The organism is Colwellia sp. SU-HH01172 (assembly GCF_057553355.1).
Genome location: NZ_BAAJMB010000005.1, coordinates 120,994 through 145,839, shown reverse-complemented (window position 1 = coordinate 145,839; position 24,846 = coordinate 120,994). Strand labels below are relative to the sequence as shown.

Below are 24,846 nucleotides of genomic sequence, written 5' to 3'. Positions count from 1 at the left end.
TCAGCCTTTGTTACGTGCAGCGGTATCAACACGCTCTGTCATATCGGTGTAATTAAGTAACTCACGCATAATGGTGGTGGCATAAGCGCCAGCAGGTAAGAAAAATGACAAGGTGACAATATCATTTTTAAGCTCTATTTTCGGCTCTTTTACCACTAAGCGAATTCTACGGCGTTCTTGCTTTAAACCAAAACGTGGTAAGCCTTCACAAAACACTTGTTGATGCTTAGCAATATCTTGTTCAAGCGCCAAAGCGTCAGCGGTTGTCATTAGCTCTCCCGCTCCCCACATAGGGGCGGTAATATCTAAATCATGACTTAAGTGTCTTGCTTTTAAGCTTTCATCAATATCATTGGCTAAAAACACCGATTGTGTGCCTGACAACATCAAAACATCTCCATTGAGTAACGTGTCGAAATTTTGTTGCTTTATACGTTCGCTAATAATTTGGTTGAATATTAAAGAGCGAGCGGCCGATAAATACATGCCACGCTTTTTCTTGTCTTTAACTTTACCGCCAGAAAACAAACTTAAGGCTTTTTCTATATTACCACCGTTAATGCCAAAACGTTGCTCACCAAAATAATTTGGCACACCAAAGTTACTCACCACATGCCAGCGCCTAACCAACTCATCAACGTCAGTCACATCACGTAAAATAATTTCAAAACGATTACCATCTAAGCCACCGATACGGAGCTTTTTGTTATGGCGCTTATAAGATAAAACTTCTACGCCTTCGATATTTAAATCACTTAAATCATAAACTTGTTTACCCGGAACATGCACACCAAACCATTGTTCAGTTACAGCAAAACGATCTTTTAATCCGGCATAAGAAACTAGCGATTCTTTTACCGAGAAATATTGCGCTAATTGCTTAGCAACAAATGCCGTGTTAGCACCAGTTTTACGAATATGAATAAAAAGATGTTCACCTTGACCACAAGGTAAAAAAGGAATTTGTTCAAAAACTTTAAAATCTGCTTTGTGACTACGCAGTAAACCGGTTGATAACGGCTCACCGTATAAGTAGGCAAAATCTGGCAGTGAATTGGCCACAGGCTCTGAAACGTGTTCAGGTGATTGTTCAGACATTTAATTAAGTACTCTTACTTTCAGCTTTCATTAGCAATACGACGGCGTGCACGGAAACGCCCTCTTTACGGCCAACATAGCCCAATTTTTCGGTTGTTGTGGCTTTAACATTCACTTGTTCGATGTCCGATTGTAAATCTTCAGCTAAACGGTTGCGCATAGCTAACAGGTGCGGGGCTATTTTCGGGGCTTGAGCACAAATAGTGATATCAGCATTGCCTAAGCAATAACCTTTCGCTTGCATAAGCCCAACAACGTGACGCAATAAAATACGGCTAGATATATTTTCATATTGCCCGTCGGTATCTGGAAAATGATTACCAATATCAGCTAAGCATAATGCACCTAAAATCGCATCACATAAAGCATGAATTGCGACGTCACCATCAGAGTGGGCAATAAAACCAACATCATAAGGGATAGCAACACCCGCTAAAACCAACGGCCCTTCGCCGCCAAACTTATGTACATCGAAACCATGTCCTATTCTCATAATGCCTCTAGTTGAGATTCTTTTTCTTGTTGTTGCAAAATAAATTCAGCCAAATGCAAATCTTCAGGCTGAGTAATTTTAATATTATCGCTACTGCCAGCCACTAAACCACTGGTATAGCCGAACGCCTCCATCGCTGAGGATTCATCAGTAACGGTAATACCTTGTGCTAACGCCGAGGTAATCGCCGAGGTCAATTCCTCTGTTTTATACATTTGTGGCGTTAACGCATGCCACATTTGACTGCGATCTAAGGTTTTATCAATGACACCTGTTAATGTCGCTTGTTTCATGGTGTCGCGCACTGGCGTCGCTAAAATGCCACCATGATCATGTTCAAGGCAATAGCTTATCAGTTGCGATAAATCCTGATGTTGTACACAAGGTCTAGCCGCATCATGCACCAGCACCCAAGGTGATTTTTCAACATCTAAGCTTTGTAATCCGGCCAATACCGAATCAACACGTTCTTTACCGCCAACAACACCGGTAACACTGTCATTATTCGCTAATGAGGTGCTAGGGAAATATTCATCGTGTTCGCCCAAGGCAATAACAACATGCGCAATAGCCTGATGACTTAGCAAACGTTGCACGGTATGTTCTAAAATGGTTTTATCGTTGATCGTTAAATATTGCTTAGGACAGGATGCTTGCATACGTTTGCCAACACCGGCGGCGGGCATTACCACTATATATTGCCCCGAAGAATTGCTCATTATCGCAATCGTTCCTTTTTATTGGCATCAGAGTCACTGGGGATAACACGAAAAAATGTCTCCTCTTGTTTGATCATACCTAACTCATGACGAGCACGCTCTTCAATGGCTTCAGTACCTGATTTTAAATCATCCGTATCGGCATACAGCAATTTGTTACGCTGTTTTAATTTATCATTGTTAATTTGCTGGCGAGCAACTTCATCTTCGAGCGCAAAATAGTCAGGCACACTGTTCTTACCAAACCAAAGTCGGTATTGCAGTAATGCTAAAAAAATAACTAAAATTGCCGTGATCAGCCGCATAAACTATCTATATTCGAGATAAAACACTTATTGATAGCCATTATAAATGCGTACAGCCTGCTGTAAACACCCAAGGCGATTTAATATTACTTGTTTGCAGTTGTTGGTTGCTTAAAGTTGTGCCAATTAATTGAGCAAGAAAGCAGCAGTTCTCGTAATGAAGGAATAACAGGCTGAACTTTTCGACTATTTTGCCAGCAATGTCCAGCACATGCGGCCGTCATCACTTTTTTGTTCGGTTTAAGCAATTTCGCTTTAGCCAACGGTACTTGTGACTCAACTCCCTCTGGTGCCGATGCTAAATCAAACCAACCATAAACATTAGTGCGAAATCTTTGTTTTTCGATATCAACTCTATCGATACAGTCAAGTACAATACGGCCTTCTGTTGCTATCGGCACCACCAAGCCATGGGCTAATTGCCGGTCTTTATACCAAGGCAATACATTCCCATGATAATCAAGTAATTGGCTAGTCGATGGCATACTGGCTGTTTGTTTAGCTGACCAACTGGCATTTTGAATGTCTAACTCTAAAGGAGTATCTGCACTTAATAAGGCATGCGCCGCCCGTTTGACATAGTGCGGCAAACTTTTAATTCTTCCTTGTAGCGCCAAGACAGCGGTTATCTCAGTCGTTGCTAAAATCTGTAACTCACGCTCATATAAGGCATTGCACAATTCAGCAAAGTCGGAAGACTGCTGCTCTGTTTGCCATAATAACGATTGAGTAACCATGAAATTAACTACTACTAAAATTTACTGACGATAATTTAAGCATACTTGATTGTTGTGTAAAGATAAAATAGCGAAGTAACAATTTAGCCATTAATAATCAACTGTAGAAAATTGCTATAAATCTAAAAGAAAAGCACCTAATTACATTTCAACTGCGTTAAATTACAATAACCTAGCCACCCACTTACGTTAATCAATACACTATGCTGACTGCGAAAGAATTAATTGCATTAAAAGGTAAAACTATTTTTCAACATCCATTTAATGAACAAACATTAAAAGTCATTGAAAATTCGCAATATCGGTGGTTTACCTTAGGAGGAAACGCTGTTCAAGCGATAATGTTGAAAAGCCAGCCTAATACCTGTGTATTACCCGTGCCACAAGCATTGCTAATATTTCTGCTATGGCATAACTCTGCCAAAAGCATTTTGAATTTAGGCTTAGGAGCTGGCGGACTAGAACGAACACTGGTGCATAACCATAATTTTGATATTACTGCAGTTGAACGACAACCAGAGATAATAAACATGGCGAAGGAATATTTTGCCTTGCCTGATAATGTCAAAACAATTGCCGACTGTGCTGAATCATTTTTAGCAGCAACAAAAAATTCTTTTGATATTATTATTTGCGACCTATACCAACAGGAAATTTCACCTGAAGCACTGTTTACGATAGATTTTTATCTCAATATATCCAAAAGGCTTAATACGAAAGGATGTGCATTAGTTAGCCTTAGCGTTGACTCTCAGCAACAGTTAGTTGAGTTGTTAGCAAAATTAAAAACACTTCGCTTGAATTTAGCATTAATTGATTTTACCGATTATAAAAATATCATCCTTATTATCAGTAAAACGCCACTACCAAACAAAGAAAAATTATCGACAACTAACAAGCAAAAACTTAACCATACCAATATGGATTTTTCTCATTATATCGAGCGGATGCATATTATTCCGGCCCTTAACGCATTTATTGATCCGCAACAAAGCGAATACTGAAGAGAAGCGATAAAATTATACGGTTAATTTCTAGACTTCAGCTTATATTCGCGCACTTACATTCGAGCAGGTAAATTGTTTTTCATAATGATTAAGTACATAAGTTGATAAATCACATATAATATGGCAAATAATTTCATCAAGTTTTGGAGCAAACGATGAGCGTAATCGAAGTAAAGCACCCCTTAATTCAACACAAACTTGGCCTAATGCGCGAAGGTGATATCAGCACCAAACGTTTTCGTGAATTGGCGGCCGAAGTTGGTAGTTTGCTAACCTATGAAGCTTCAAAAGGTTTTGAACTTGAAAGTAAAACCATTAATAGCTGGAATGGCGAAATTCAAGTTGAACAAATTAAAGGTAAAAAGGTTACCGTTGTACCAATTTTACGTGCTGGCTTAGGCATGATGGACGGCGTATTAGAACTTATTCCAAGCGCTCGCATTTCGGTTGTTGGTATGTACCGTAACGAAGAAACCTTAGAGCCAGTATTTTATTTTGAAAAATTAGCAGGTCAAATTGATGAGCGTTTAGCGCTAGTTATCGACCCTATGCTAGCGACAGGTGGCTCTATGGTAGAAACCATTAACCTGTTAAAAGACCGTGGCTGTAAGAACATTAAAGCATTAGTGTTAGTTGCTGCTCCAGAAGGCATTGCAGCCTTAGAAAAAGCGCATCCTGATGTTGAATTATATACCGCCTCGGTTGATGACTGCCTAAATGACGCTGGTTACATATTACCGGGATTAGGTGATGCTGGTGATAAGATTTTCGGTACCAAATAGCATTGTTCATCTTTGTTTATAGCAAACATTAAAAACTACTTTACTGCCAGCTTGCTGGCAGTTTTATTGAGTAAAATATGAATTTAGAAAATAACTCAACTGACAATTTCAATAATAAGCAATCACTGTTTAAAGAAGTACTAACAGGCACGCAAATGCTGTTTGTCGCTTTTGGTGCTTTAGTACTAATGCCTTTATTAACTGGCTTAGACCCTAACGTTGCGCTATGTACTGCTGGTATTGGTACCCTCTTATTTCAATTAGTAACGAAGCGGCAAGTACCAGTGTTTTTAGCCTCTTCTTTTGTATTTATTGCGCCAATTATGTACGGCACACAAACTTGGGGTATTCCGGCAACTATGGGGGCTTTGGCCGTTGTTGGTGTCGTTTATGCCTGTTTTAGTGGTTTTATTAGATTACGCGGTGTTGGCTTTATTAGTAAATATCTACCACCTATTGTGACTGGCCCAATTATTATGGTAATTGGTTTATCACTTGCCCCTGTTGCAGTGCACATGGCATTAGGGCGCACGGGCGACGGTTCAGCGCAATTAATTGACCAGTCACTTGCCTTGAGCATTTCATTGCCGGCCTTGTTAACAACATTATTCGTCTCAGCCTTTAGCAAAGGTTTTATGCGCTTAATGCCGATATTAGCCGGTATTGTGGTTGGTTATTTATTGTCGCTTTATCACGGTATTATCGACTTCACGCCAGTACAAAACGCGGCTTGGTTTGCTATACCAAAATTCACCGCGCCGGAGTTTAACTGGCAAGCCATTGTCTACATGTTACCTATTGCCATTGCCCCGGCAATTGAGCATATTGGTGATGTACTTGCTATCGGCTCGGCAACAGGTAAAGACTATATTAAAAAACCAGGCTTACACCGCACCTTATTAGGTGATGGCGTAGCGACAACTGCCGCTTCAATGCTAGGCGGACCGCCAAATACAACTTATTCAGAAGTGACTGGCGCGGTAATGCTAACTAAAGCATTCAACCCTAGAATTATGACTTGGGCCGCCTGTGCCGCCATCATTATGGCATTTGTTGGTAAATTAGGCGCGCTTTTACAAACCATACCTGGTGCAGTCATGGGCGGCATTATGATGTTATTGTTTGGTTTAATCGCCAGCGTTGGTTTAGGAAGTTTAGTAAAAGCAAAAGTTGATTTTGACCAACCGAGAAACTTCATTATATTTGCCGTTGTATTAGTGTTTGGTATCGGCGGTATGGCGCTGAGTTTAGGTGGATACAGCATTCAAGGTATTAGCTTATGTGCATTGGTTGCTATTGGTTTAAATTTAATTTTACCGAAAGAAGAAGCTAAAGCCTAAGTACTTTAAGTAAGCCTAAAGTAAAAACAAAATGCCTAACTACTGTTGTAATTAGGCATTTTTGTTAGCTATAGCTTTTACTCTCTATATAGATATTAATTTTACTAACTAAGTTTTGTGATGACTAAATGATACTTTTAACGACTTTAATATCCAGCCTTTTCGCAATGCGATTTAAATTGGCTCTATCTGTAGATAATCGTCTAGCCGTTGCGGCCCAATTGCCATCTTCTTCTGTTAAAACATTTCTGATCAATTGTCGTTGAAATTGCTCAGTTTCATCACGTAGATTCAAAAGTGTTGCTTCGGTAACTTTTTCAGTGTTTTTATCAGAGCTTGCCGCTACCATATGTTGATTATTCAACTCATTAAATTGTAGGTTTACTAACGAACCACAATCTGGTTTTTCTATCGCGATAATGGCTTTATCTTTTTGTCTAGCTCGCGCTTTTAATGCTGCTCGGCTAATTACGTGCTCTAACTCACGGACATTGCCAGGCCAGTTGTATTGTTCAAGGTGAGAGACTGCCTCAGCGGTTATTTTTAATTGCCCTAACCCCAATTTCCGCCTTGTTTGCTCAACAAAATAGCCACTTAATACTTGTACATCACCGACACGCTCCTGCAGTTTAGGCACTCGAATTGGGTATACGCTTAATCTATGATACAAATCAGCACGAAAGCGACCATCTTCAGCTTCTTCTTTTAAATCTCTATTGGTCGCTGCTACTATTCGAACATCAACTTGTTCAACCTCGTCTTGCCCGACTGGCTGAATTTCATTACTTTGAATAGCGCGTAAAATTTTACTTTGTGCGGCCAATGGAAGTTCACCAATTTCATCGAGAAATAAGGTACCGCCGTTTGCTAATGAAAACTTACCGGCCCGGTCTTTATCAGCACCAGTGAACGCGCCTTTAACGTGACCAAATAACTCACTTTCAATTAAGTTTTCTGGCAAAGCAGCACAATTAACATAAACCATAGGGCCATGCTGGCGTAATGATTTATGATGTAATGTACGGGCAACTAACTCTTTACCAACCCCAGTTTCACCATAAATTAAAATATTAAAATCTGAATTTGCGACAATATTTAGTTCTTCTTTAAGTTGATACATAATTGGGCTTTCACCAATTAACTCACCACCATCACGCTTCCAAGCTTCTTCAGTTAGTTCCGCGACAACTTTTTGTGAATGATCGGCACGAGACTCTAGTTGCTCAATTAAAAAGGCGGTATTCAAGGTTGCTGCCGCCATTGCTGAAATCACTACCAGTGTGCGTTCTGGAATATCTTCAAACTCATGTGGGGTTAAGCTATCTATGGTCAATAAACCAAGTAATTTATCATCATAATATAGTGGTAAGCCCATACATGAATGCACAGGTAAGTCGCCTTCACGGTCGATTAGCAAGCCATCGTAAGGATCAGGTAATGTTGAATCAGCCGCAAAGCGAATTGGCTGGCTTGATTGACATAGCGCAGCAAAGCGTGGGTGCTCGGCAACATAGAAGCGTCGACCTAAAGTATCTCGACTCAAGCCTTGTAGTGCGATTGGTGTTAAAATATCACCATGAAACGACAGCAGTGCTACCGCATCACAAGTTATTGCTTTTCTCACCGTATCAAGCAAGCGATCAAACCTATCTTTACTGTTAAGGCTACTGGCTAAGTCTAACGCCAGTTCAATAATGGCTGTTGATGATATTTGGCTCATTTTAAATTTTCTTTTATCGAAAATGGATATTACATAAAAACAAAATAACACACACGAGTCATATTGACCACAAAATTAAAGAGTCAATACGACTACACTATATCAACATAAACACCTAAACCATTGATTAACAATTAAATTAATTATTGGCTCTAGTATTGCTAAATGAGTACATAACAATATTAATGACAACGTCAACACGTTGATTCAGGAGTTAGTGATGTACTCACAGTTTTCTATAGCCAATCCGCTACCAGAGATTGATAACGCGCTTAATTTTCAAAAGTGTCTGATTGTAGGTAACTACATGATGCTGATATCGCTCGTCATCATTTCACTAAGCATTGCAATTACTTTTGTATTCGATGATCACTTTGATATGGCAATACAAATTTCTGGTCATATCGCGACTATCATTTCTGCTGGCGCATTAAAGCTTGGTTATGTCATACGCTGCGTAGCGTTACATGCTTTTGGAAAAAGAGACTTTTAAGATGTTTAATATTCAAGATACTGAACTTATACAACTCAATCATCCGCAACACCAAAGCCCACTAAATAAAGTTCATCACCATGCGGTGCTAGACTTACCTTTTAGAAGCTATTTTCTCTCAGCAGCTTTATGTTCTATTTTCGCTCTGACAATTTGGGGCGCTTTTCTCAATGGCTATATCACTATAAGTTTAAGCAAACTTTCCCCAAGCACTTGGCACATTCATGAAATGCTGTTTGGCTTTGCCGCAACAGTTGCCGTCGGTTTTATTTTAACGGCAGCACAAACATGGACAGGTAAAGCAAGCATTAAAGGCTTAGCAGTATTAAGTTTTATCACGCTTTGGCTAATCGTGAGAGTGTGTTTGGCAATGAGCATAGTTGCCGAAAATGAAATCAATCAGTCATTATTTTTATATACGGCTATTGCCTTGCAGTTACTTTGGTGGCTTGGTTCAATTTTAGTGTTTACTAAATTAGTGCTTAGCAGTAAAAACCATCGTAACTACATTTTCATCCCTTTACTCATTGCCTTAATGCTAACAAATATTAGCTTATTAGTTTTAGATGTTAATGGCTATAAAGCGCTTAGTTTACATGTTGCAAGAACGGCTGTTTTGCTATTTTGTTTACTCATGGGCGTGCTTGGTGGCCGTGTCATTCCATTTTTCACCGTTTCAGGTGCAAAAACTTCCGCGATACAACAACCTACATGGCTTACCCCGTTAATTACCACGTTATCGTTACTGGGAATACTGGTGTTTTTCAGTGGCTACTTTATTCAACTACCTTTTACACCAGCCACTTTAATGATCAGCGTTGGTATCGCGCATTTGATCCGCCTCTGTTTTTGGCGCACAGCATCAACTCTGCAAATTTCATTACTTTGGTCTTTGCATTTATCATATTTCTCACTTGGCCTAGGGCTGATATTACTTGGTTCAAGTTACTTATTCGTTATGGGAAGTCCATTTTATATAAGCTTCTCGGATGCAATTCATGTCATCACTATTGCTGCAATGGGTTTAATGATATTTGCCATGATGTCGCGAGTATCACTAGGTCATACAGGAAGAGCTTTATTACCACATAAATTAGTAAGCTGGATATTCTTGTTAATTTTTATCAGTGCAATCACTCGTGTATTAATGCCAATGTTTCAGCACTCGCTACTTGGGTGGAATATCAGTCTATCGGCTTGGTTAGTCGCGGCAAGTCTGTTTTTAATCATTTATATTCCGGTATTAACCAAGCCCAAACGCAACCGTATTTAGTAACAATATCAACAGAGAACTTAACCTATTTCCATACAACCTATGAACATTAAACAATCAACATCATAGGCTTTACTCATTCAGTTAATTTAGGAGCAACAATGCTAACTGATAAGCACATCGACATAATTAAAAGCACTATTCCACTATTAGAGAACGCTGGTTCAGCAATGACGGCACACTTTTACCAGCGGTTATTCGCGCATAACCCAGAATTACAAGACATTTTCAATATGTCGAACCAGCATACAGGCCGCCAGCAAGTAGCATTGTTTGAAGCGATAGCTGCTTATGCAAAAAACATTGAAAATTTGAGTGTATTAACCAGTGCCGTAGAACGCATCGCGCAAAAACACACCAGCTTTAACATTCAGGCTGATCATTACGCTATTGTTGGCCATCATTTAATTGAAACCCTTCGAGAACTTGCCATTGAAGCATTTACCACAGAAGTTGAAGAAGCTTGGACTCAAGCCTACCAGTTTTTAGCGAGTATTTTTATTAACCGTGAATCAGAACTATATCAACAACGAGCTGCAGACATTGGCGGTTGGAAAGGCGCTAGAGCATTTAAAGTTATTGATAAAATTGTCGAGTCGGAACTGGTTAAAAGTTTTGTTTTTGCTCCAGTCGACCAACAAGCGGTTATTGGCTTTACGCCCGGGCAATATCTAGGGCTTGAAGTTCACCCTACCGGCAATGACTATAAAGAAATTCGCCAATATTCATTGTCAGACAAGGCAAACGGTAAAACTTACCGTATTTCAGTAAAACGAGAGCAATTAGGCGTTCCAGGTAAAGTATCTAACTACTTACACGATGCGGTTAACGTTGGCGACGAAGTACAGTTATACGCACCAGCTGGCGATTTTTTCTTTGTTGATCGTCAAACACCTACCGTGCTCATTTCTGCAGGTGTGGGTATTACTCCCATGCAAGGTATGTTAGAAACATTAGCAGATAATAATCATAATCAACCGGTGCATTTTTTACATGCCTGTGAAGGTAGCGAGCAGCATTCATTTTCACAACGTACTAGCGAATTAGTTAAGCAAAATAACTGGCAACAAAATATCTGGTATAGAAATGAAGATGCTCAGCAAGCTCATATTAGTAGTGGCATGATGGATTTAGCGGCCGTTAACTTACCTACTGAAAAAGGTAATTTCTACTTATGTGGTCCTATTGGATTTATGCAATTTGCTAAACAGCAATTGCTAAAACTAGGTGTCGGAGAAAGTAATATACATTATGAAGTATTTGGCCCTCACGCTGCGTTATAGTTGCTAGCGATTAAATTAAAAGCCAAACTTAATGTTTGGCTTTAATGAAGATATGTCGGTATAACCGACTATCAATAAGATATGAGAAGTATTATTTTTTCGCGATTTCTTTACGTTCTTTTTCATATTCTTCAAACGACTTTTTATCGCTACTTACGCAGTCATTATATTGCGGTGCAGTCCTAGACTCTTTAATACACTCACTTTTTTGATAGTCTTGCCCCACTTGATAAAGTTGCTTATTGCTACAAGCTGTTAATGCAAGTAATACGAACGCAAAAAATATAATGTTTTTCATAATATGCCTTAAGTGAACGTGATAAATAAATAATAATTAAGCCCGCTAAATATGACGGGTAAAACGCCATTAAGTTCAATTTCAGCTCAAGCCGTTATTACAGTGAAGCGTCAGTACTTATCGACAAAATAGGGAACTTATTCTCACCAAATGAAACAGTAATTGACTGTGTTTCCTGCCCTTCAAAGCTCATTTTAAATGCTAGCGGACTTTGACGTTTTCCGTCAGCAAACAAAGCCATTAAATGCTCGTGCTCAAGAATTCGGCTACCAGAGGAAGTATTATTTAAAGTAATTACTGCCCAGCGTTCACCTAAGTCGTTACTCATGACAACATAGTTCATCAATTCAAAGTCACTGGCCTTCGGCTTAATATTTTTATCGTTAGGAAAAACTAACTCCAGATTATTTGAGATAACTCTATCAACGGTTAACGCTTCAGTTTCGTCGGCATAGCTTGAAAATGACAATAATATCAATGCTAATGGTAAATACTTATACATGAGATATATCCATCGTTATTGCTGTTTAATTCGAAATTTTTTCAATTCAGTAAGCAGCCACTCTTGGCTTTTTACAACATCTGCATTAGCGCAATGAATTTTATAGTATTTACCTGACATTTTACTTTTAGTCGCAGAGTACTTAATAAAGTCTTCAGTCGATTTAATATCATCAGCGTAATATTGATATTTGTTGTTAATATGCTCTACAGCTTCTGCACCTGTATGCAAAGTGCCATTGCGTTCATATTTACATTCGGTCGTTTCGACAAACTTCAAAAGGTGAGCAATTTCATCTTGTGTAGATGCAAAGACATTAAAAGAAAGTAATGAAAGTAGAATTGTGATTGCTTTAAAGGCCAACTGATTAACTCCGTATTGCATTAATGCAAAATAATATACATAACTTAGATTACCTACTCAACAAGTCAGTAGTAACAAAAAAGCCACTCATTTGAGTGGCTTTTAAATTTCTATCATTGCTAAGTAATCAGTAAACTTGTCGCTAATTAGTTCAAGAACAATGCGGTTACACGCAGCTAACAAGTGTTAGTGAGTATAACCAAAGCCCTGTCGTAATTTATGCAGAATTTAATTAGCAAAAAAATTATGATTACTGGCCTTTCACTTCAGACAAACCATTAAATACCGCTTTATCACCTAAATACTCTTCAATACGTAGTAATTGATTGTACTTAGAAACACGATCTGAGCGACATAATGAACCAGTTTTAATTTGGCCGGCTGCCGTACCTACTGCTAAATCAGCAATGGTTGCATCTTCAGTTTCACCTGAGCGATGAGAAATAACCGCAGTAAAGCCTGCATCTTTCGCCATTTTAATCGCTGCTAAGGTTTCAGTTAATGAACCAATTTGGTTGAATTTGATCAAGATAGAGTTACCAATACCTTGCTCGATACCACGGGCTAAAATTTTCGTGTTTGTCACAAACAAGTCATCACCAACGATTTGTACTTTATCGCCAATTAAATCAGTTTGGTATTTAAAGCCATCCCAATCTGACTCATCTAAACCATCTTCAATTGAAACAATTGGGTATTGTTGACAAAGGCTAGCTAAGAAGTCAGAAAACTCATTGGCTGTAAATTGCTTACCTTCACCTGTAAGGTCGTAAATACCTTTATCAGCGTTATAGAATTCAGAAGCGGCACAATCAAGCGCTAATGTTACATCTTTACCTAGTTCGTAACCTGCAGCGGCAGTTGCTTCTTTAATTACTGCTAGTGCATCAGCATTTGACTCTAGGTTTGGCGCAAAACCACCTTCATCACCAACCGCTGTGCTCATACCTTTTGAAGATAATACTTTTTTCAAGGCGTGGAAAATTTCAGCGCCCATACGCAATGCTTCTTTAAAACTTTTTGCGCCAACAGGTTGTACCATAAATTCTTGAATATCAACGTTGTTGTCAGCATGTTCACCGCCATTGATGATGTTCATCATAGGTAATGGTAACGAGTATTGGCCTGGCGTGCCGTTAAGATCAGCAATGTGCTCAAATAATTGTACTTTCTTTTCCATTGCCGCCGCTTTAGCATTTGCTAAAGATACCGCTAGAATCGCATTAGCACCGAAAGTTTCTTTATTTTCAGTACCGTCTAAGTCAATCATGATTTGGTCAATGTTTGCTTGCTCTAAAGCATTTTTGCCTTTAAGCGCGTTAGCAATATCATTGTTTACAGCAGCAACGGCTTTTAACACGCCTTTACCTAAATAACGTGCTTTGTCGCCGTCACGTAATTCTAGTGCTTCACGAGAACCGGTTGATGCGCCAGAAGGAGCAGCAGCTCGACCCCATGCACCTGATTCTAAATATACGTCAGCTTCAACCGTTGGGTTACCGCGAGAATCCATGATTTCGCGAGCGATAATTTTACTGATATTCGACATTATGTTCCCTATTCCTTACTAACTGCGCATGGCAGGTTATTAACGATAAATTAAATTTGAAATTGTTGAGCTTTTAGTCACGATAAATCATCGCGTGACTAAAAACAAAACCGCAGCAATAAGCTACGGTTTTAATTAGTTCGATTTAACTTGATTGCTGTTTTTGATGCTCAAAAGAAGCAGCAATAAAGCCTTCAAAAAGTGGGTGACCATCGCGCGGAGTTGAATTAAACTCAGGATGGAACTGCCCAGCAATAAACCAAGGATGATCTGGATTTTCAATCACCTCAACTAAGCTTTTATCCGTAGATAATCCCGAGAACACTAAGCCAGCTTTGCCTAATTGTTCACGGTAGTTATTATTTACCTCAAAACGGTGACGGTGTCTTTCATAAATTGTTTCACTGCCGTATACGTCATACGCTTTGGTACCTTTCACAATGTGACACAATTGTGAGCCTAAACGCATAGTGCCGCCTAAGTCAGAATCGGCATTACGGTATTCAATTTTACCTTCTTCATCTAACCATTCATTGATTAAACCAACCACTGGGTGTGGTGTTTCAGGGTTAAATTCAGTGCTGTGCGCATCAGTTAAGCCAGCAACATTTCGTGCGTAGTCAATTAATGCCACTTGCATACCTAAACAAATACCTAAGTAAGGTACTTTATTTTCACGAGCATATTGTGCTGTTAAAATTTTACCTTCAACACCACGCTCACCAAATCCACCGGGCACTAGTATCGCATCTAAGTCTTTTAATACGTCTACGCCTTTGGCTTCAACATCTTGTGAGTCGACATATTGAATTTTAACTTTTACTTGGTTTTTAATACCGGCATGTTTTAATGCTTCGTTTACTGATTTATAAGCATCTGGTAATTCAGTATATTTACCCACCATACCAATAACCACTTCACCCGCTGGGTTGGCTTCTTGATAAAGCACTTTTTCCCATTCGCTTAAATCAGCTTCTGGTACATCTAAGCCAAAGCGCTTAACCACTAGTTCATCAGTACCTTGTGATTTAAGTAAGGCTGGCACTTTATAAATTGAGTCAACATCGCGCATTGAAACAACCGCTTTTTCTTCGACATTGGTAAACAATGAAATTTTAGCACGTTCATTGGCTGGAATAGCTTGTTCACTGCGACAAACTAAAATATCTGGGAAAATACCAATTGAACGTAGCTCTTTCACTGAATGCTGTGTTGGCTTGGTTTTAATTTCGCCTGCTGCAGCAATATATGGTACTAGTGTTAAATGCATGAACATAGCGCGTTCACGACCTAGTTCAACACCTAGTTGACGAATTGCTTCTAAGAAAGGTTGTGATTCGATATCACCTACTGTGCCACCAATTTCAACCATGGCAACATCGTAACCTTCAGCACCTTCAATAACACGACGCTTAATGTCGTTAGTAATATGAGGAATAACCTGAATCGTGGCACCTAAGAATTCACCTTTACGTTCACGGGCGAGAATATCTTGATAGATACGGCCAGTAGTAAAGTTATTGCGCTTAGTCATTTTGGTACGAATAAAACGTTCGTAATGACCTAGATCTAGATCTGTCTCCGCACCATCTTCAGTAACAAAAACTTCACCATGTTGAATTGGGCTCATGGTGCCCGGGTCAACATTAATATATGGGTCAAGTTTTAACATGGTAACTTTTAAACCACGTGCTTCGAGAATTGCCGCTAGTGAAGCTGCAGCAATACCTTTACCAAGAGACGATACAACGCCGCCAGTAACAAAAATATATCTAGTTGTCATGCGATACCCAGAGTCAGGAAAAACAGAAATTTTGCACTAAATTGATTTGATTTTTGGCAAACAAATGAATTTAGTAGGACGGGAAAGCATTATACCGAAAAGCCATGTTCACGACAATATGATCAAGACATCTAGTTGCACATATTTTAATTAAAATAGCCTATATTTGCCGTAAAGTATTATTGTAACTATTTAAAAACGGGGTAAACTGGCTTTTTAATTTTCTTTCACAAACAATAAATAAATACTATGACTCAATTGCAAAATGTTTTAGACGCCATCGACAACATCAATAAAGACGATATCAATACCACAGTTGTTGACGGTATTAGCCACCCAAAAGAGTTATTGTATGGGCAATATATGTCCACTTGCCTTGAACAATATTGGCCTGATGCAAATGAACATTTGCAAATCGCGGTACGGGCACAGCATGTTAAACGTTGGCACTTAAAGCGAGCTGACTATGCCCTTGGTAAACAAGGTTACCTAACTTGGCGTAGAGAACTTGGTATTTTTCATGCCGCCACAGCCAAAGCGCTTATGTTAGAACATGGCTACAGTGAAGAGGCAGCAGAAACTACCGCAGCAATTATTCGTAAAGAAAGGTTAAAATCAAATAACGATAGTCAAACATTGGAAGATGTTGCGTGTTTAGTATTCTTACAATATTACTTTGATGAGTTTTCCGCCAAGCATACTGAAGAAAAAATCATCAGAATTGTACAGTTAACTTGGCGTAAAATGTCAGCACAGGGCCAAGAAATTGCGCTATCACTAACCTTACCGCCACATCTAGCGCAACTGGTTGCTAAAGCGTTAGCTTAAAACCAGAGTTACTTATTTTCTTCTGGTTTAGTTTGTTCGGGCGCTTCAATTGCGGCTATTTCTGCATTGCCATCTGAAAGTGGTAAGCGCCATAAAAATACAAATGGCCAAGCCACTAACGCCACCACCAACACTTTTAACCATAGTGATGGCAAAATATAACAAGACCAAAGTGTCGCAATAACAATTGACGTTAAAGCGATGACTTTGGCTCTTTTTGGAATACTTCGGGACTGTTCCCAGTGATAAATCATCGGCCCGAACACTTTATTAGCTAACAGCATTTTATGTAGGCGCGGTGAAGATTTAGCAAAACATGCTGCCGCAACTAATAAAAAAGGCGTTGTTGGTAATAAAGGTAAAAACGCGCCAATAAAGGCTAAACCAACAAACAATATCCCCGTTATTTTTAACAGCATAATCCCTCTGCGCTTTAGCTATATTAATTCACTTTTTATTGCCTTTGTAGGCAAGAAAATCATTAGATAACTATTCTAGCAAAGTGATTCATCTAACACAGCCCCTATTGCGAGGCATTTATTAATAAAGGTCTCTTTTCGCCCGACATGCTACCGCGCCATTTTTCAGCACCAGATACAAAAAGCAATTCTCCTGATTGGCCATTTTTGATGCTTGAATCAATCGCAATAACTCGCCTTTGATGTCGAGTCTCGATTTGTTTTTGAGACGTATGCCCAACGATTAAATGCTCAACATCAAAATGTGTTAGCAATAAATCAATTTCAGCGCTACTGGCACCATTATCTTTAAAATAACCTCGATACCAAATAGGGCCATTACGCTTATGTAAATACTCAGCAAAGTCTGCTCGGGGCGAGGCTAATTCCGCTTTTACTAAGTTGGTTTTAAATACTCGATTAATCTCCGATAAACTACGCTTTTCTTTGGCAAGATCGGGATGAAAGCCACCATGAGTAAATAGCATGTTATTAATTTTTACCAGTACCGGTTTTGCTCTTAGCCAATCCCCTAAAACAGTACCTTTCGCATATAGCTGTTCAAAAGGGACATTTGCTAATTCTGCAACGGCAACATATTTAGAATGCAAATAACGTAAATCGCCATTAAGTACCATCACCTCATGATTCCCCAAAAGCAAATGCACTTTCCCACCCGCTTGATTTGCTTCTTGCTCAAGTCGATATAAAAACCAAAGAATTTCAGTTACTTTATCCCCTCGGTCAAAAACATCGCCAGTAATAACAAAATGTCCATTTTTAAATTGCCAGTGACCTTCTTTATCAATCACACCGTTATTGGTCAGAAGATCAATTAATATCTGGTACTGACCGTGAAAATCGCTGCTTGCAACGACATCAAATTCACCTGAATATTCAAGCAGTTCTTGCTCGTTAAAATTTAAACGATCAATCACCACATTGTAGTTGCAGTTAGGCACGGCGAGTGGCAGTGAAACATTAGCAAATTGCTTTTCGAACAATTCACTATCGCAAAACCACGAAGCTAAAATATCAGTTTCTAGCCGTTTAATATAAGGGCCGTCACTAATTTCTCGCTTTGTTAACGGGTGAATACCCTTAAATTTATTGACTAAAAGTAACCCGCCCAATGCAAACAACAAACACAGACCAACCAGCCAAACCTTTTGTTTAACCAACATCATAAAACACCAAAATTAAAGCTATAGAGGAAACCACACGTCCATGTGTCGTTAATTACCGATCAATGGGCTAGAAACTAATTTCAGCACCCGCATAAAAGAAGCGGCCTTTACCACCGCCGTAATTACTATCGTAATTACCTTTACCACCTAAGATAAATGAACCGTTATTATCAAAAATATTGTTCACACCACCAAATAAGCGCAATTCACTACCTTGTTCCAATTCCATGTTATAGGATACAGAAACGTCATTACGTACATACGAAGGTAAGAATAACTTGTAAGGGGTTTCAGGATTATCTACACAGGCACTTGCGTCGGCAGCACATGACGCTTCGTATTCTGGAATAATGCCGCCTTTGCCATTTTCATCGAGCGGGGCATAAAACTCGTCATAGCGAGATTTACTTGAAATCACACCACTTTTGTATTTCATACTCCAACGAATACGCCAGTTATCTTTATACCAAGTCGCTGATGCACTCGCTTTATCTTCAAACACATCTGCCGATAATGAGCCAGTAAAATCTGTAGTAAATTTGCCGTCTGGTGAAGTCTTGGTTTCTTCATACTTCAACACATGTGTCCAATCGGCTTTAAATTTTAAAGTACCGTAGTCATTGAGATCTAGACTATACTCCATCGCCACATCATAACCACTTGTGGAAATTTCATCTTGGTTGTATAACCGTTGCATTACACCTGTGATCTGCCCATCTGGGTCACGACTAACATCACTACAAAACGGATTCGACTCACCATATTCCAACGAAGAGTCATAGCAGAACTCTATAATATCTTCATTACCAAATGAGGTAATGGCATCTTCAATTGAAATATCATAGTAGTCTACCGCAGCCCGAAAACCTTCGATAAATGATGGTGCTAAGGTAATACCTAAAGTCACGGTTTCAGCCGTTTCCTCAAATAGATCTTTATTACCAACATTTGGCGAATAACCATTATTGTCATCTTCAAAGACGCCATCAGCAGCAATTGCTGCAGCAATACCAGCGTCTTTACGACAATTGTCATCCGCTCGACCTACAGATGTTGCCGTAACACCGTCACAAATATCATCGAATGAATCATAATCGCCACGTGGTGGTGACAAGGCTTCTGTTACGGTCGGGGCGCGTTGTGCTTTTGCCCAATTAGCACGAAGTGCATAACCTTCAATAGGTTCCCAAACGATACCTGCTTTATAACTTTCAACTAAATCAATATTGTCTAGGTCATATTCTGCTAAGCGCATTGATACTTCCGCGGTTAAATTCTTTGCGCCAGCAGCATCTTTTAATAACGGGAAAGCCGCTTCAGCAAACACTTCAGCGACACTGATATCACCTTCAAAGTCCGGAACATAATTAAAGGTAACACCACCTTCAGGCACGTTGGTACTGACCTCTTGTGAATCTTTTCGATACTCAAAACCAAAAACACTTGCAACCGAACCCGCAGGCATTTCAAAGAGGTCGCCAGCGATGTAGCCAAGAACATTCACTTGCTCTATATCTGTATTAATGCCAGGGTTAGCACGAATATAATCAGCCGCTTCAGGAGAAATAGCCCCTTCGCCAAATAAATTTACTGGCACACAACCATCAGCTCGGGCATCGGCATCAACACATTGATAGCCACCATTACCATCATCTTCCACGTTTAAAGCGTTGCGAACATTCGCAACATAAAGCTCATTAAAGCGCCTTTGTTGTTGTTCAAATTTACCAAAACCGACCGATAAGTCCCAATCCCATTCACCATCAAATATTGTGCCGGTTAAACCAGCCCAAGAGCGAATAGTTCTTCGAGTATTATCAGTAATAATATTGCCAACTTCGGCAAAATTACGATCCCACTTCACGCCTTTCGAGCTTGCATCATCACGAATTTCATCTGGCATAAACGGGTTATTGGTTGGAATTCTGCCAATACAGTCTTCGCCAAACTCACCCGTTGCAGTGTCATGCGTGACAATTAAATCACACTCATCTTCACTTTCAGGTGCTTTATCATTAATAGAACGGTTATAGCTGTATTGTATTTGCCCGTAGAACATAAGGTCATCATTTAGATCATAATCAACCTTAATAGCGGCCGATGCCTTTTCATCTGGAACATGAAGCATCACAAATTGGTTCGTATTGATACCGTATTTTTCTTCATGCCAATCACTACGTAATCCATTTTGATCATACCAAAAACCAGAATCTGGCTTAGTACTTGAAGACTCGTCAAAAACACCACCAGGAATGGAGTCACTTAAACTACGCCAGTCAGCTTGGGTAATGTCGCGCATACATTGATCACCATCTTCAGTTTGCATGACATTACACATTAAATCATTATCATAATCCCAAGAGTCTTGCTGCTGAGCGCGTTTTCGATCAGAAAACTTTAAACCATACTCTTTGTCATAACTCGATGCGAAATAGACAAAACCATCACCGCCGGCGAACTCAGTACCGTAATCAACATCGATACCAATCTCTTTTGCACCACCTTCATCAGATTCGCCTCCGCGGGCTTTAAACGAAAAGCCTTCTGAAGATTGTTTAGTAATAATATTCACAACACCGGCAATAGCATCAGAGCCATACGCCGCAGAAGCACCACCAGTTATAACTTCAACTCTATCAACCATACCTGACGGAATTGTCGATAAGCTAACATAGTTACCTGAATATGAATTTGATACGACGCGACGACCATCAATCAGAGTCAATGTACGATTCGTGCCTAATTCCCGTAAATCAATGGTCGATAGGCCAGTATTTTGCACACTTGATTGCGAATTACTATTACTACTACCTTCAGAGATTTGCGGCAATTCATTGATAAGAATATCAGACAACGAACCTATGCCGGTATCTTCAATGGCTTCTCGGTTCATAGTTGCTAATGGCGTTGCAACGCTAAAGCTATCTCGACGCAACCTTGAGCCTGTGACAGTAATTTTCTCAGTGGTGTCTTCTTTTATATTCTCCGATGCTGCACTAGTGTTTGTTTGAGGAGGCGCAATTTGCTCTAACTCTTGAGCAAAAGCATGACCCGATAGAGCTACCGCCGAGCTGATAATAGCGGATTTTACCGCTATTGTTATCCTAGACATTTTCATGTTCTCTCCGACTATTTTATAAAATTTATTATAATTATTGTTAGTTGAGTGGTGTGTTTAGCCGATGCAATTAAACCAACAATCGTTCATTTAAATGTAAACAAAGGCCAATCAACTTTATGTGGTGCAAGTTTTTTTTATCTACTCAAAGGAGTAACTACAATCTTCTAGCGCTCGTTTCTATATCTATTTAATATCTATTTACATTAATATATCTATATTTCAATACTTTAATAGAAAACTCATTATTGACTTAACATATAAATTATTGGTAATTTTAAAATCTAATAGTTCAACAATTAATTCCATTGAATGACACCATTGAACTCGCTATGATGAATACCACGTCTGTTCATATAATCAGTTAACGACATAATTTAAGGCTGCATATAGATATTTATGAAATTTAATCAAGCATTCATGGTTGGAAATTGCCAAATTATTCCTATTGAATATGCCATTAAATTTGACGGTCAGCCGAAGCAAACTATCCAACCTAAGTTTATTGAAGTGCTATGTTATTTAGCCGCTGAATTTCCTCGTATCGTGCCACGCGATGAGTTAATTAATGAGGTATGGGCTGGTAATGACTATGTTGGTGAAAAAGCCTTAACAAATGCGATTTGGCACCTGCGCCAGCACTTAAAAGATGCAGATGAAGAAAAAGAAATCATCGAAACCATTCGAAAGGTCGGTTACCGGTTATTGATTTCACCGGTGCAAATAGATAACAATAAACAAGCAACACTAGCCAAAAAACCTCATGAAAAGATAAATTATTACAGTCTACTAGTAATTTTAGTCATCTCAGCATTGATCTTTTTTACAACACAACATAGCAAATCGTCACTAAAAACAAGTACAGTAACGCAAATTACCAAATACCCTGGTGTTGAATTATTTACTTCCCCTTCGCCTGATGGCAGAAAAATAGTTTTCCAATGGCTTAATAATCAAGCAAATGGCAATTTGTACTTAAAAGATAGAAACAATCCGCAATTGCCGCCACAGCAACTTACATTCGGCTCAGCCTATGTAGGACACTCGATTTGGAGTAACGATGGTAACTTTCTTTATTTTTCTCGAAAGAATCGTCGTGATAAAACCTGCCAAGTTATTCAATTAAAGGTGCAAACTCACCAAGAAAAGGTTATTACCAACTGCCCTGAAAGTGGTGGCTATTATTATTTAGACATTTCCCCTGATGACAAAACCTTAGCATTTCATGGTTATCAACCACCTGCTGACGACAGTGGTATATATTTTATCGATTTAACAGACGACCGTAGTCAACCTGTGCGCTTTTCCTGTAGTACAAATTGTGGCTATAAAGATAGAGACTTTAGCTTTTCCCCTGATGGCGAAAATATAGCCGTTACTCGCCGCGTGAATCGCTTTAATGAGAATATTTTTCTAGTTAACCTCAACACACTCAAAACAACACAATTAACCTTTGGTGAAGAGGATATTGTTGGTTTAGCTTGGCACCCAAGTGGAGAAAAGCTCGTTTACGGCGCTCAGCGTGCTGATATTAGACGTGGCTATATTATAGACCTAGATTCAAAAGAGAGTATCAATTTGCAATTAGATGGTTTTAGCTATCCTGCATTTGCAAAACAAAGCGGAGAACTATTTTATCAACAACGAACTGAGAATTATCACTTAGCCAGCCTTTCTCTCAATCGTGACGTGGCGGCAACACCTTATCCAATATTACAATCAAAATTCAGTCATCAATACCCACAATATTCGCCAAAGAGTAATAAGGTTGCGTATGTTTCAAATGAGTCAGGCTTTTATGAGCTTTGGCTTAGTGATGTTGATGGCCAAAACCGGCAACAGCTTACGTTCTTAGAGCAAGCCATTCGCTATCCTCGTTGGTCAAATAAAGGCGATAAAATCGCATTTCTAGCACCAGTAGAAGACGATAAAACCGATAAAATCTACATTTATGACCTAGCCAGTAAAATCTTATCCATTGTACCAAGTCAACACCAAGCCCATAATAGGCCAACATGGAGTTGGCACGACGATGCTATAATATCTGCTGTTTATGAAAGTGAATACGTAGATTTACATAAGATCGACATTGAAACAGGCATTAGTACTCGCATCACATCTAATGGTAGTCGCTACGGTGTTATGACATCACCAACAACACTGATTTATACGCAAGAACAAAAAGGATTATGGCAAAAAGAGCTCGCTGGCCCCTACAGCAATGCTCAACCATTACTAAAGATCAGTAGTAAAGAATTTAAAGTCACTTATTCTTGGGAGTACACAGAGCAAGGTGTTTACTATCGCCAACGAGATAATAAACACTATATCATTGCTTTTTATGACTTCTCGCAACAAAAAAGCGTGCCGTTAATCAAAATCCCTAAAAACTTGCTCGATTCAAATACCACCATGAGTAAAGTCGCGGCAACGAATGAGATCATTTTTACTATGGCAGATTCACCGCAAGCTGATATAAAGTCAATTAAACATCCGTTATTACACTAACGCTCGGTATTCCAGCTGAACAAATAAGCACCTAAAGTTAAAAACACTATGCTCATCACTACAAGAATTGATACGTGATGGCTAATATCAGCCAGTGTTGCCCCTTCAGTAATAATTTTACGAGCGCCAGCCACTAAATGCGTTAGCGGCAAAAAGTCGGCAAATACTTTCACGGCATTAGGTGCACCTTCTAAGCTAAACCACACCCCCGATAGCAACATCATCGGCCAAGAGCTTAAATTTAGTAAGCCACCGATAAGCTCTTCACTTTTACTGCGACTTGCCACTAGCAAACCTAAGGTGATCAAACTAAAGGCGCCTAGTATGGCAATAATAAATAAGTCAAAATAGCTGCCTAACATGTAGAAATCAAAAAATAGGTTACAGCCAATATAAACTACTGATGACATAAACATGACAATAAATAAACGCGATACTAACTGCGCAGAAACAAATTCTAAGGCCGATAATGGTGTCGCTTTTAAGCGTTTTAATACCGCATTTTTACGGTAGCGAACAATAACGTAGCCAACACCAAATAAGCAACTGAACATCATGTTCATGCCCAAAATGCCCGGCAGCACCCAATCAACATAACGTATTTTGCGGCCTTGCGTTTCAATACGCTGAAAATTGCTATGATCATTTAAGAATATTTTTTCTACCAAATAGCTATTCGGCGCCCCTTGATTAACCCAGTATTGTTGAGCATTAAAATCAACTAATAAATCAATACTGTGTTGCTCAAGTTTCACTTTCGCTGGTGCTATTTCTTGGTAATCGATAAAGCCGATAAACTTGGTCTCTAAAAAACTTGACTGGCTTTGAGCTAGGTTCATTACTCCAACCTTGTATACCGCTCGACCATCGCCAGAAAACACGAACGACAAGCCAACTAATAGCAATACTGGAAAAAATAAATTCCAGCCTAGTGATGAACGATCGCGAAAAAATTCAATATTTCGGGCTTTAACAACAGCAAAAAAACGTGAAAAATTCATC

General features: G+C 39.2%; 23 protein-coding genes. 8 read left to right on the top strand and 15 right to left on the bottom strand.

All coding sequences use genetic code 11. The annotated features are described in order from the left end of the window. The 5 genes from truD to AC27JP_RS14250 form a co-directional block, all read right to left on the bottom strand. Nucleotides 1-1,098 carry a tRNA pseudouridine(13) synthase TruD gene (gene truD / locus AC27JP_RS14270; protein WP_487116218.1) on the bottom strand — a complete coding sequence of 366 codons (1,098 nt, stop codon included), beginning with the start codon at nucleotides 1,096-1,098 and terminating at the stop codon, nucleotides 1-3. A gap of 4 nt (nucleotides 1,099-1,102) precedes the next feature. Continuing rightward, nucleotides 1,103-1,591: a 2-C-methyl-D-erythritol 2,4-cyclodiphosphate synthase gene (gene ispF / locus AC27JP_RS14265; protein ID WP_487116216.1), complete on the bottom strand. Its 489-nt coding sequence runs from the start codon at nucleotides 1,589-1,591 to the stop codon at nucleotides 1,103-1,105. Beyond that, nucleotides 1,588-2,310, bottom strand: a complete 723-nt coding sequence (ispD, locus tag AC27JP_RS14260) for a 2-C-methyl-D-erythritol 4-phosphate cytidylyltransferase (protein WP_487116214.1) — start codon at nucleotides 2,308-2,310, stop codon at nucleotides 1,588-1,590. The genes ispF and ispD overlap by 4 nt, the downstream gene beginning before the upstream one ends. Continuing rightward, entirely contained in the window at nucleotides 2,310-2,615 is a 306-nt protein-coding gene (ftsB, locus tag AC27JP_RS14255) for a cell division protein FtsB (RefSeq protein WP_487116212.1), read from the bottom strand. The genes ispD and ftsB overlap by 1 nt, the downstream gene beginning before the upstream one ends. An 86-nt stretch (nucleotides 2,616-2,701) precedes the next feature. Beyond that, a complete protein-coding gene (locus AC27JP_RS14250) occupies nucleotides 2,702-3,352 on the bottom strand; it encodes a hypothetical protein (RefSeq protein WP_487116210.1) in 651 nt (216 codons plus the stop codon). A 203-nt stretch (nucleotides 3,353-3,555) separates the two neighbouring features. On the opposite strand from AC27JP_RS14250, the gene AC27JP_RS14245 reads away from it, so the two are divergent. The 3 genes from AC27JP_RS14245 (at nucleotide 3,556) to AC27JP_RS14235 (ending at nucleotide 6,481) form a co-directional block, all read left to right on the top strand. Next, a complete protein-coding gene (locus AC27JP_RS14245) occupies nucleotides 3,556-4,356 on the top strand; it encodes a spermidine synthase (protein WP_487116208.1) in 801 nt (266 codons plus the stop codon). A gap of 158 nt (nucleotides 4,357-4,514) precedes the next feature. Then, complete coding sequence (gene upp / locus AC27JP_RS14240; protein ID WP_487116206.1) at nucleotides 4,515-5,141, top strand: uracil phosphoribosyltransferase; 627 nt, start codon at nucleotides 4,515-4,517, stop codon at nucleotides 5,139-5,141. A gap of 77 nt (nucleotides 5,142-5,218) precedes the next feature. Further along, on the top strand, nucleotides 5,219-6,481 hold the full coding sequence (locus AC27JP_RS14235) for a uracil-xanthine permease family protein (RefSeq protein WP_487116204.1): 1,263 nt from the start codon (nucleotides 5,219-5,221) through the stop codon (nucleotides 6,479-6,481). A 124-nt stretch (nucleotides 6,482-6,605) separates the two neighbouring features. On the opposite strand, the gene norR is transcribed toward AC27JP_RS14235, so the two are convergent. Continuing rightward, the gene (gene norR, locus AC27JP_RS14230) at nucleotides 6,606-8,201 is read right to left on the bottom strand and encodes a nitric oxide reductase transcriptional regulator NorR (protein WP_487116202.1); all 1,596 of its coding nucleotides are present in this window, start codon (nucleotides 8,199-8,201) and stop codon (nucleotides 6,606-6,608) included. A gap of 220 nt (nucleotides 8,202-8,421) precedes the next feature. Between norR and AC27JP_RS14225 the strand changes: the two genes are divergently transcribed. From AC27JP_RS14225 to hmpA, 3 genes are all read left to right on the top strand, one after another. Then, entirely contained in the window at nucleotides 8,422-8,694 is a 273-nt protein-coding gene (locus AC27JP_RS14225; protein ID WP_487116200.1) for a hypothetical protein, read from the top strand. Between the two features lies 1 nt (nucleotide 8,695). Then, on the top strand, nucleotides 8,696-9,967 hold the full coding sequence (locus AC27JP_RS14220) for an NnrS family protein (protein WP_487116198.1): 1,272 nt from the start codon (nucleotides 8,696-8,698) through the stop codon (nucleotides 9,965-9,967). A gap of 101 nt (nucleotides 9,968-10,068) precedes the next feature. Beyond that, nucleotides 10,069-11,250 (top strand): NO-inducible flavohemoprotein, encoded by a 1,182-nt coding sequence (gene hmpA / locus AC27JP_RS14215; protein WP_487116196.1) that lies wholly within the window; start codon nucleotides 10,069-10,071, stop codon nucleotides 11,248-11,250. 91 nt (nucleotides 11,251-11,341) lie between these two features. Here the strand turns inward: hmpA and AC27JP_RS14210 are convergent, their stop codons facing one another. The 5 genes from AC27JP_RS14210 to pyrG all read right to left on the bottom strand — a co-directional run bounded on the left by AC27JP_RS14210 (nucleotide 11,342) and on the right by pyrG (nucleotide 15,745). Then, nucleotides 11,342-11,548 (bottom strand): membrane lipoprotein lipid attachment site-containing protein, encoded by a 207-nt coding sequence (locus tag AC27JP_RS14210; protein WP_487116194.1) that lies wholly within the window; start codon nucleotides 11,546-11,548, stop codon nucleotides 11,342-11,344. Nucleotides 11,549-11,645: 97 nt separating this feature from the next. Further along, a complete protein-coding gene (locus AC27JP_RS14205) occupies nucleotides 11,646-12,050 on the bottom strand; it encodes a hypothetical protein (protein ID WP_487116192.1) in 405 nt (134 codons plus the stop codon). Between the two features lie 15 nt (nucleotides 12,051-12,065). Beyond that, nucleotides 12,066-12,413 carry a DUF5329 family protein gene (locus AC27JP_RS14200; protein ID WP_487116190.1) on the bottom strand — a complete coding sequence of 116 codons (348 nt, stop codon included), beginning with the start codon at nucleotides 12,411-12,413 and terminating at the stop codon, nucleotides 12,066-12,068. A 250-nt stretch (nucleotides 12,414-12,663) separates the two neighbouring features. Next, nucleotides 12,664-13,962 (bottom strand): phosphopyruvate hydratase, encoded by a 1,299-nt coding sequence (gene eno / locus AC27JP_RS14195; RefSeq protein ID WP_487116188.1) that lies wholly within the window; start codon nucleotides 13,960-13,962, stop codon nucleotides 12,664-12,666. 145 nt (nucleotides 13,963-14,107) lie between these two features. After that, nucleotides 14,108-15,745 carry a CTP synthase gene (gene pyrG / locus AC27JP_RS14190; protein ID WP_487116186.1) on the bottom strand — a complete coding sequence of 546 codons (1,638 nt, stop codon included), beginning with the start codon at nucleotides 15,743-15,745 and terminating at the stop codon, nucleotides 14,108-14,110. A 249-nt stretch (nucleotides 15,746-15,994) separates the two neighbouring features. Here pyrG and AC27JP_RS14185 point away from each other — a divergent pair, with 249 nt between their 5' ends. Beyond that, nucleotides 15,995-16,573: a DUF4202 domain-containing protein gene (locus AC27JP_RS14185; protein ID WP_487116184.1), complete on the top strand. Its 579-nt coding sequence runs from the start codon at nucleotides 15,995-15,997 to the stop codon at nucleotides 16,571-16,573. A gap of 8 nt (nucleotides 16,574-16,581) precedes the next feature. Here AC27JP_RS14185 and AC27JP_RS14180 read toward each other — a convergent pair whose 3' ends face one another. From AC27JP_RS14180 to AC27JP_RS14170, 3 genes are all read right to left on the bottom strand, one after another. Then, nucleotides 16,582-16,992 carry a YbaN family protein gene (locus tag AC27JP_RS14180; protein ID WP_487116182.1) on the bottom strand — a complete coding sequence of 137 codons (411 nt, stop codon included), beginning with the start codon at nucleotides 16,990-16,992 and terminating at the stop codon, nucleotides 16,582-16,584. A 104-nt stretch (nucleotides 16,993-17,096) separates the two neighbouring features. Then, on the bottom strand, nucleotides 17,097-18,218 hold the full coding sequence (locus AC27JP_RS14175; RefSeq protein WP_487116180.1) for a metallophosphoesterase: 1,122 nt from the start codon (nucleotides 18,216-18,218) through the stop codon (nucleotides 17,097-17,099). A 67-nt stretch (nucleotides 18,219-18,285) separates the two neighbouring features. After that, the gene (locus AC27JP_RS14170; protein WP_487116178.1) at nucleotides 18,286-21,336 is read right to left on the bottom strand and encodes a TonB-dependent receptor plug domain-containing protein; all 3,051 of its coding nucleotides are present in this window, start codon (nucleotides 21,334-21,336) and stop codon (nucleotides 18,286-18,288) included. Between the two features lie 399 nt (nucleotides 21,337-21,735). Between AC27JP_RS14170 and AC27JP_RS14165 the strand changes: the two genes are divergently transcribed. Next, on the top strand, nucleotides 21,736-23,844 hold the full coding sequence (locus AC27JP_RS14165; RefSeq protein WP_487116176.1) for a winged helix-turn-helix domain-containing protein: 2,109 nt from the start codon (nucleotides 21,736-21,738) through the stop codon (nucleotides 23,842-23,844). On the opposite strand, the gene AC27JP_RS14160 is transcribed toward AC27JP_RS14165, so the two are convergent. Beyond that, a complete protein-coding gene (locus tag AC27JP_RS14160) occupies nucleotides 23,841-24,845 on the bottom strand; it encodes an ABC transporter permease (RefSeq protein ID WP_487116174.1) in 1,005 nt (334 codons plus the stop codon). The two genes, AC27JP_RS14165 and AC27JP_RS14160, sit on opposite strands and share 4 nt — an antisense overlap. Between the last annotated feature and the right edge of the window lies 1 nt (nucleotide 24,846).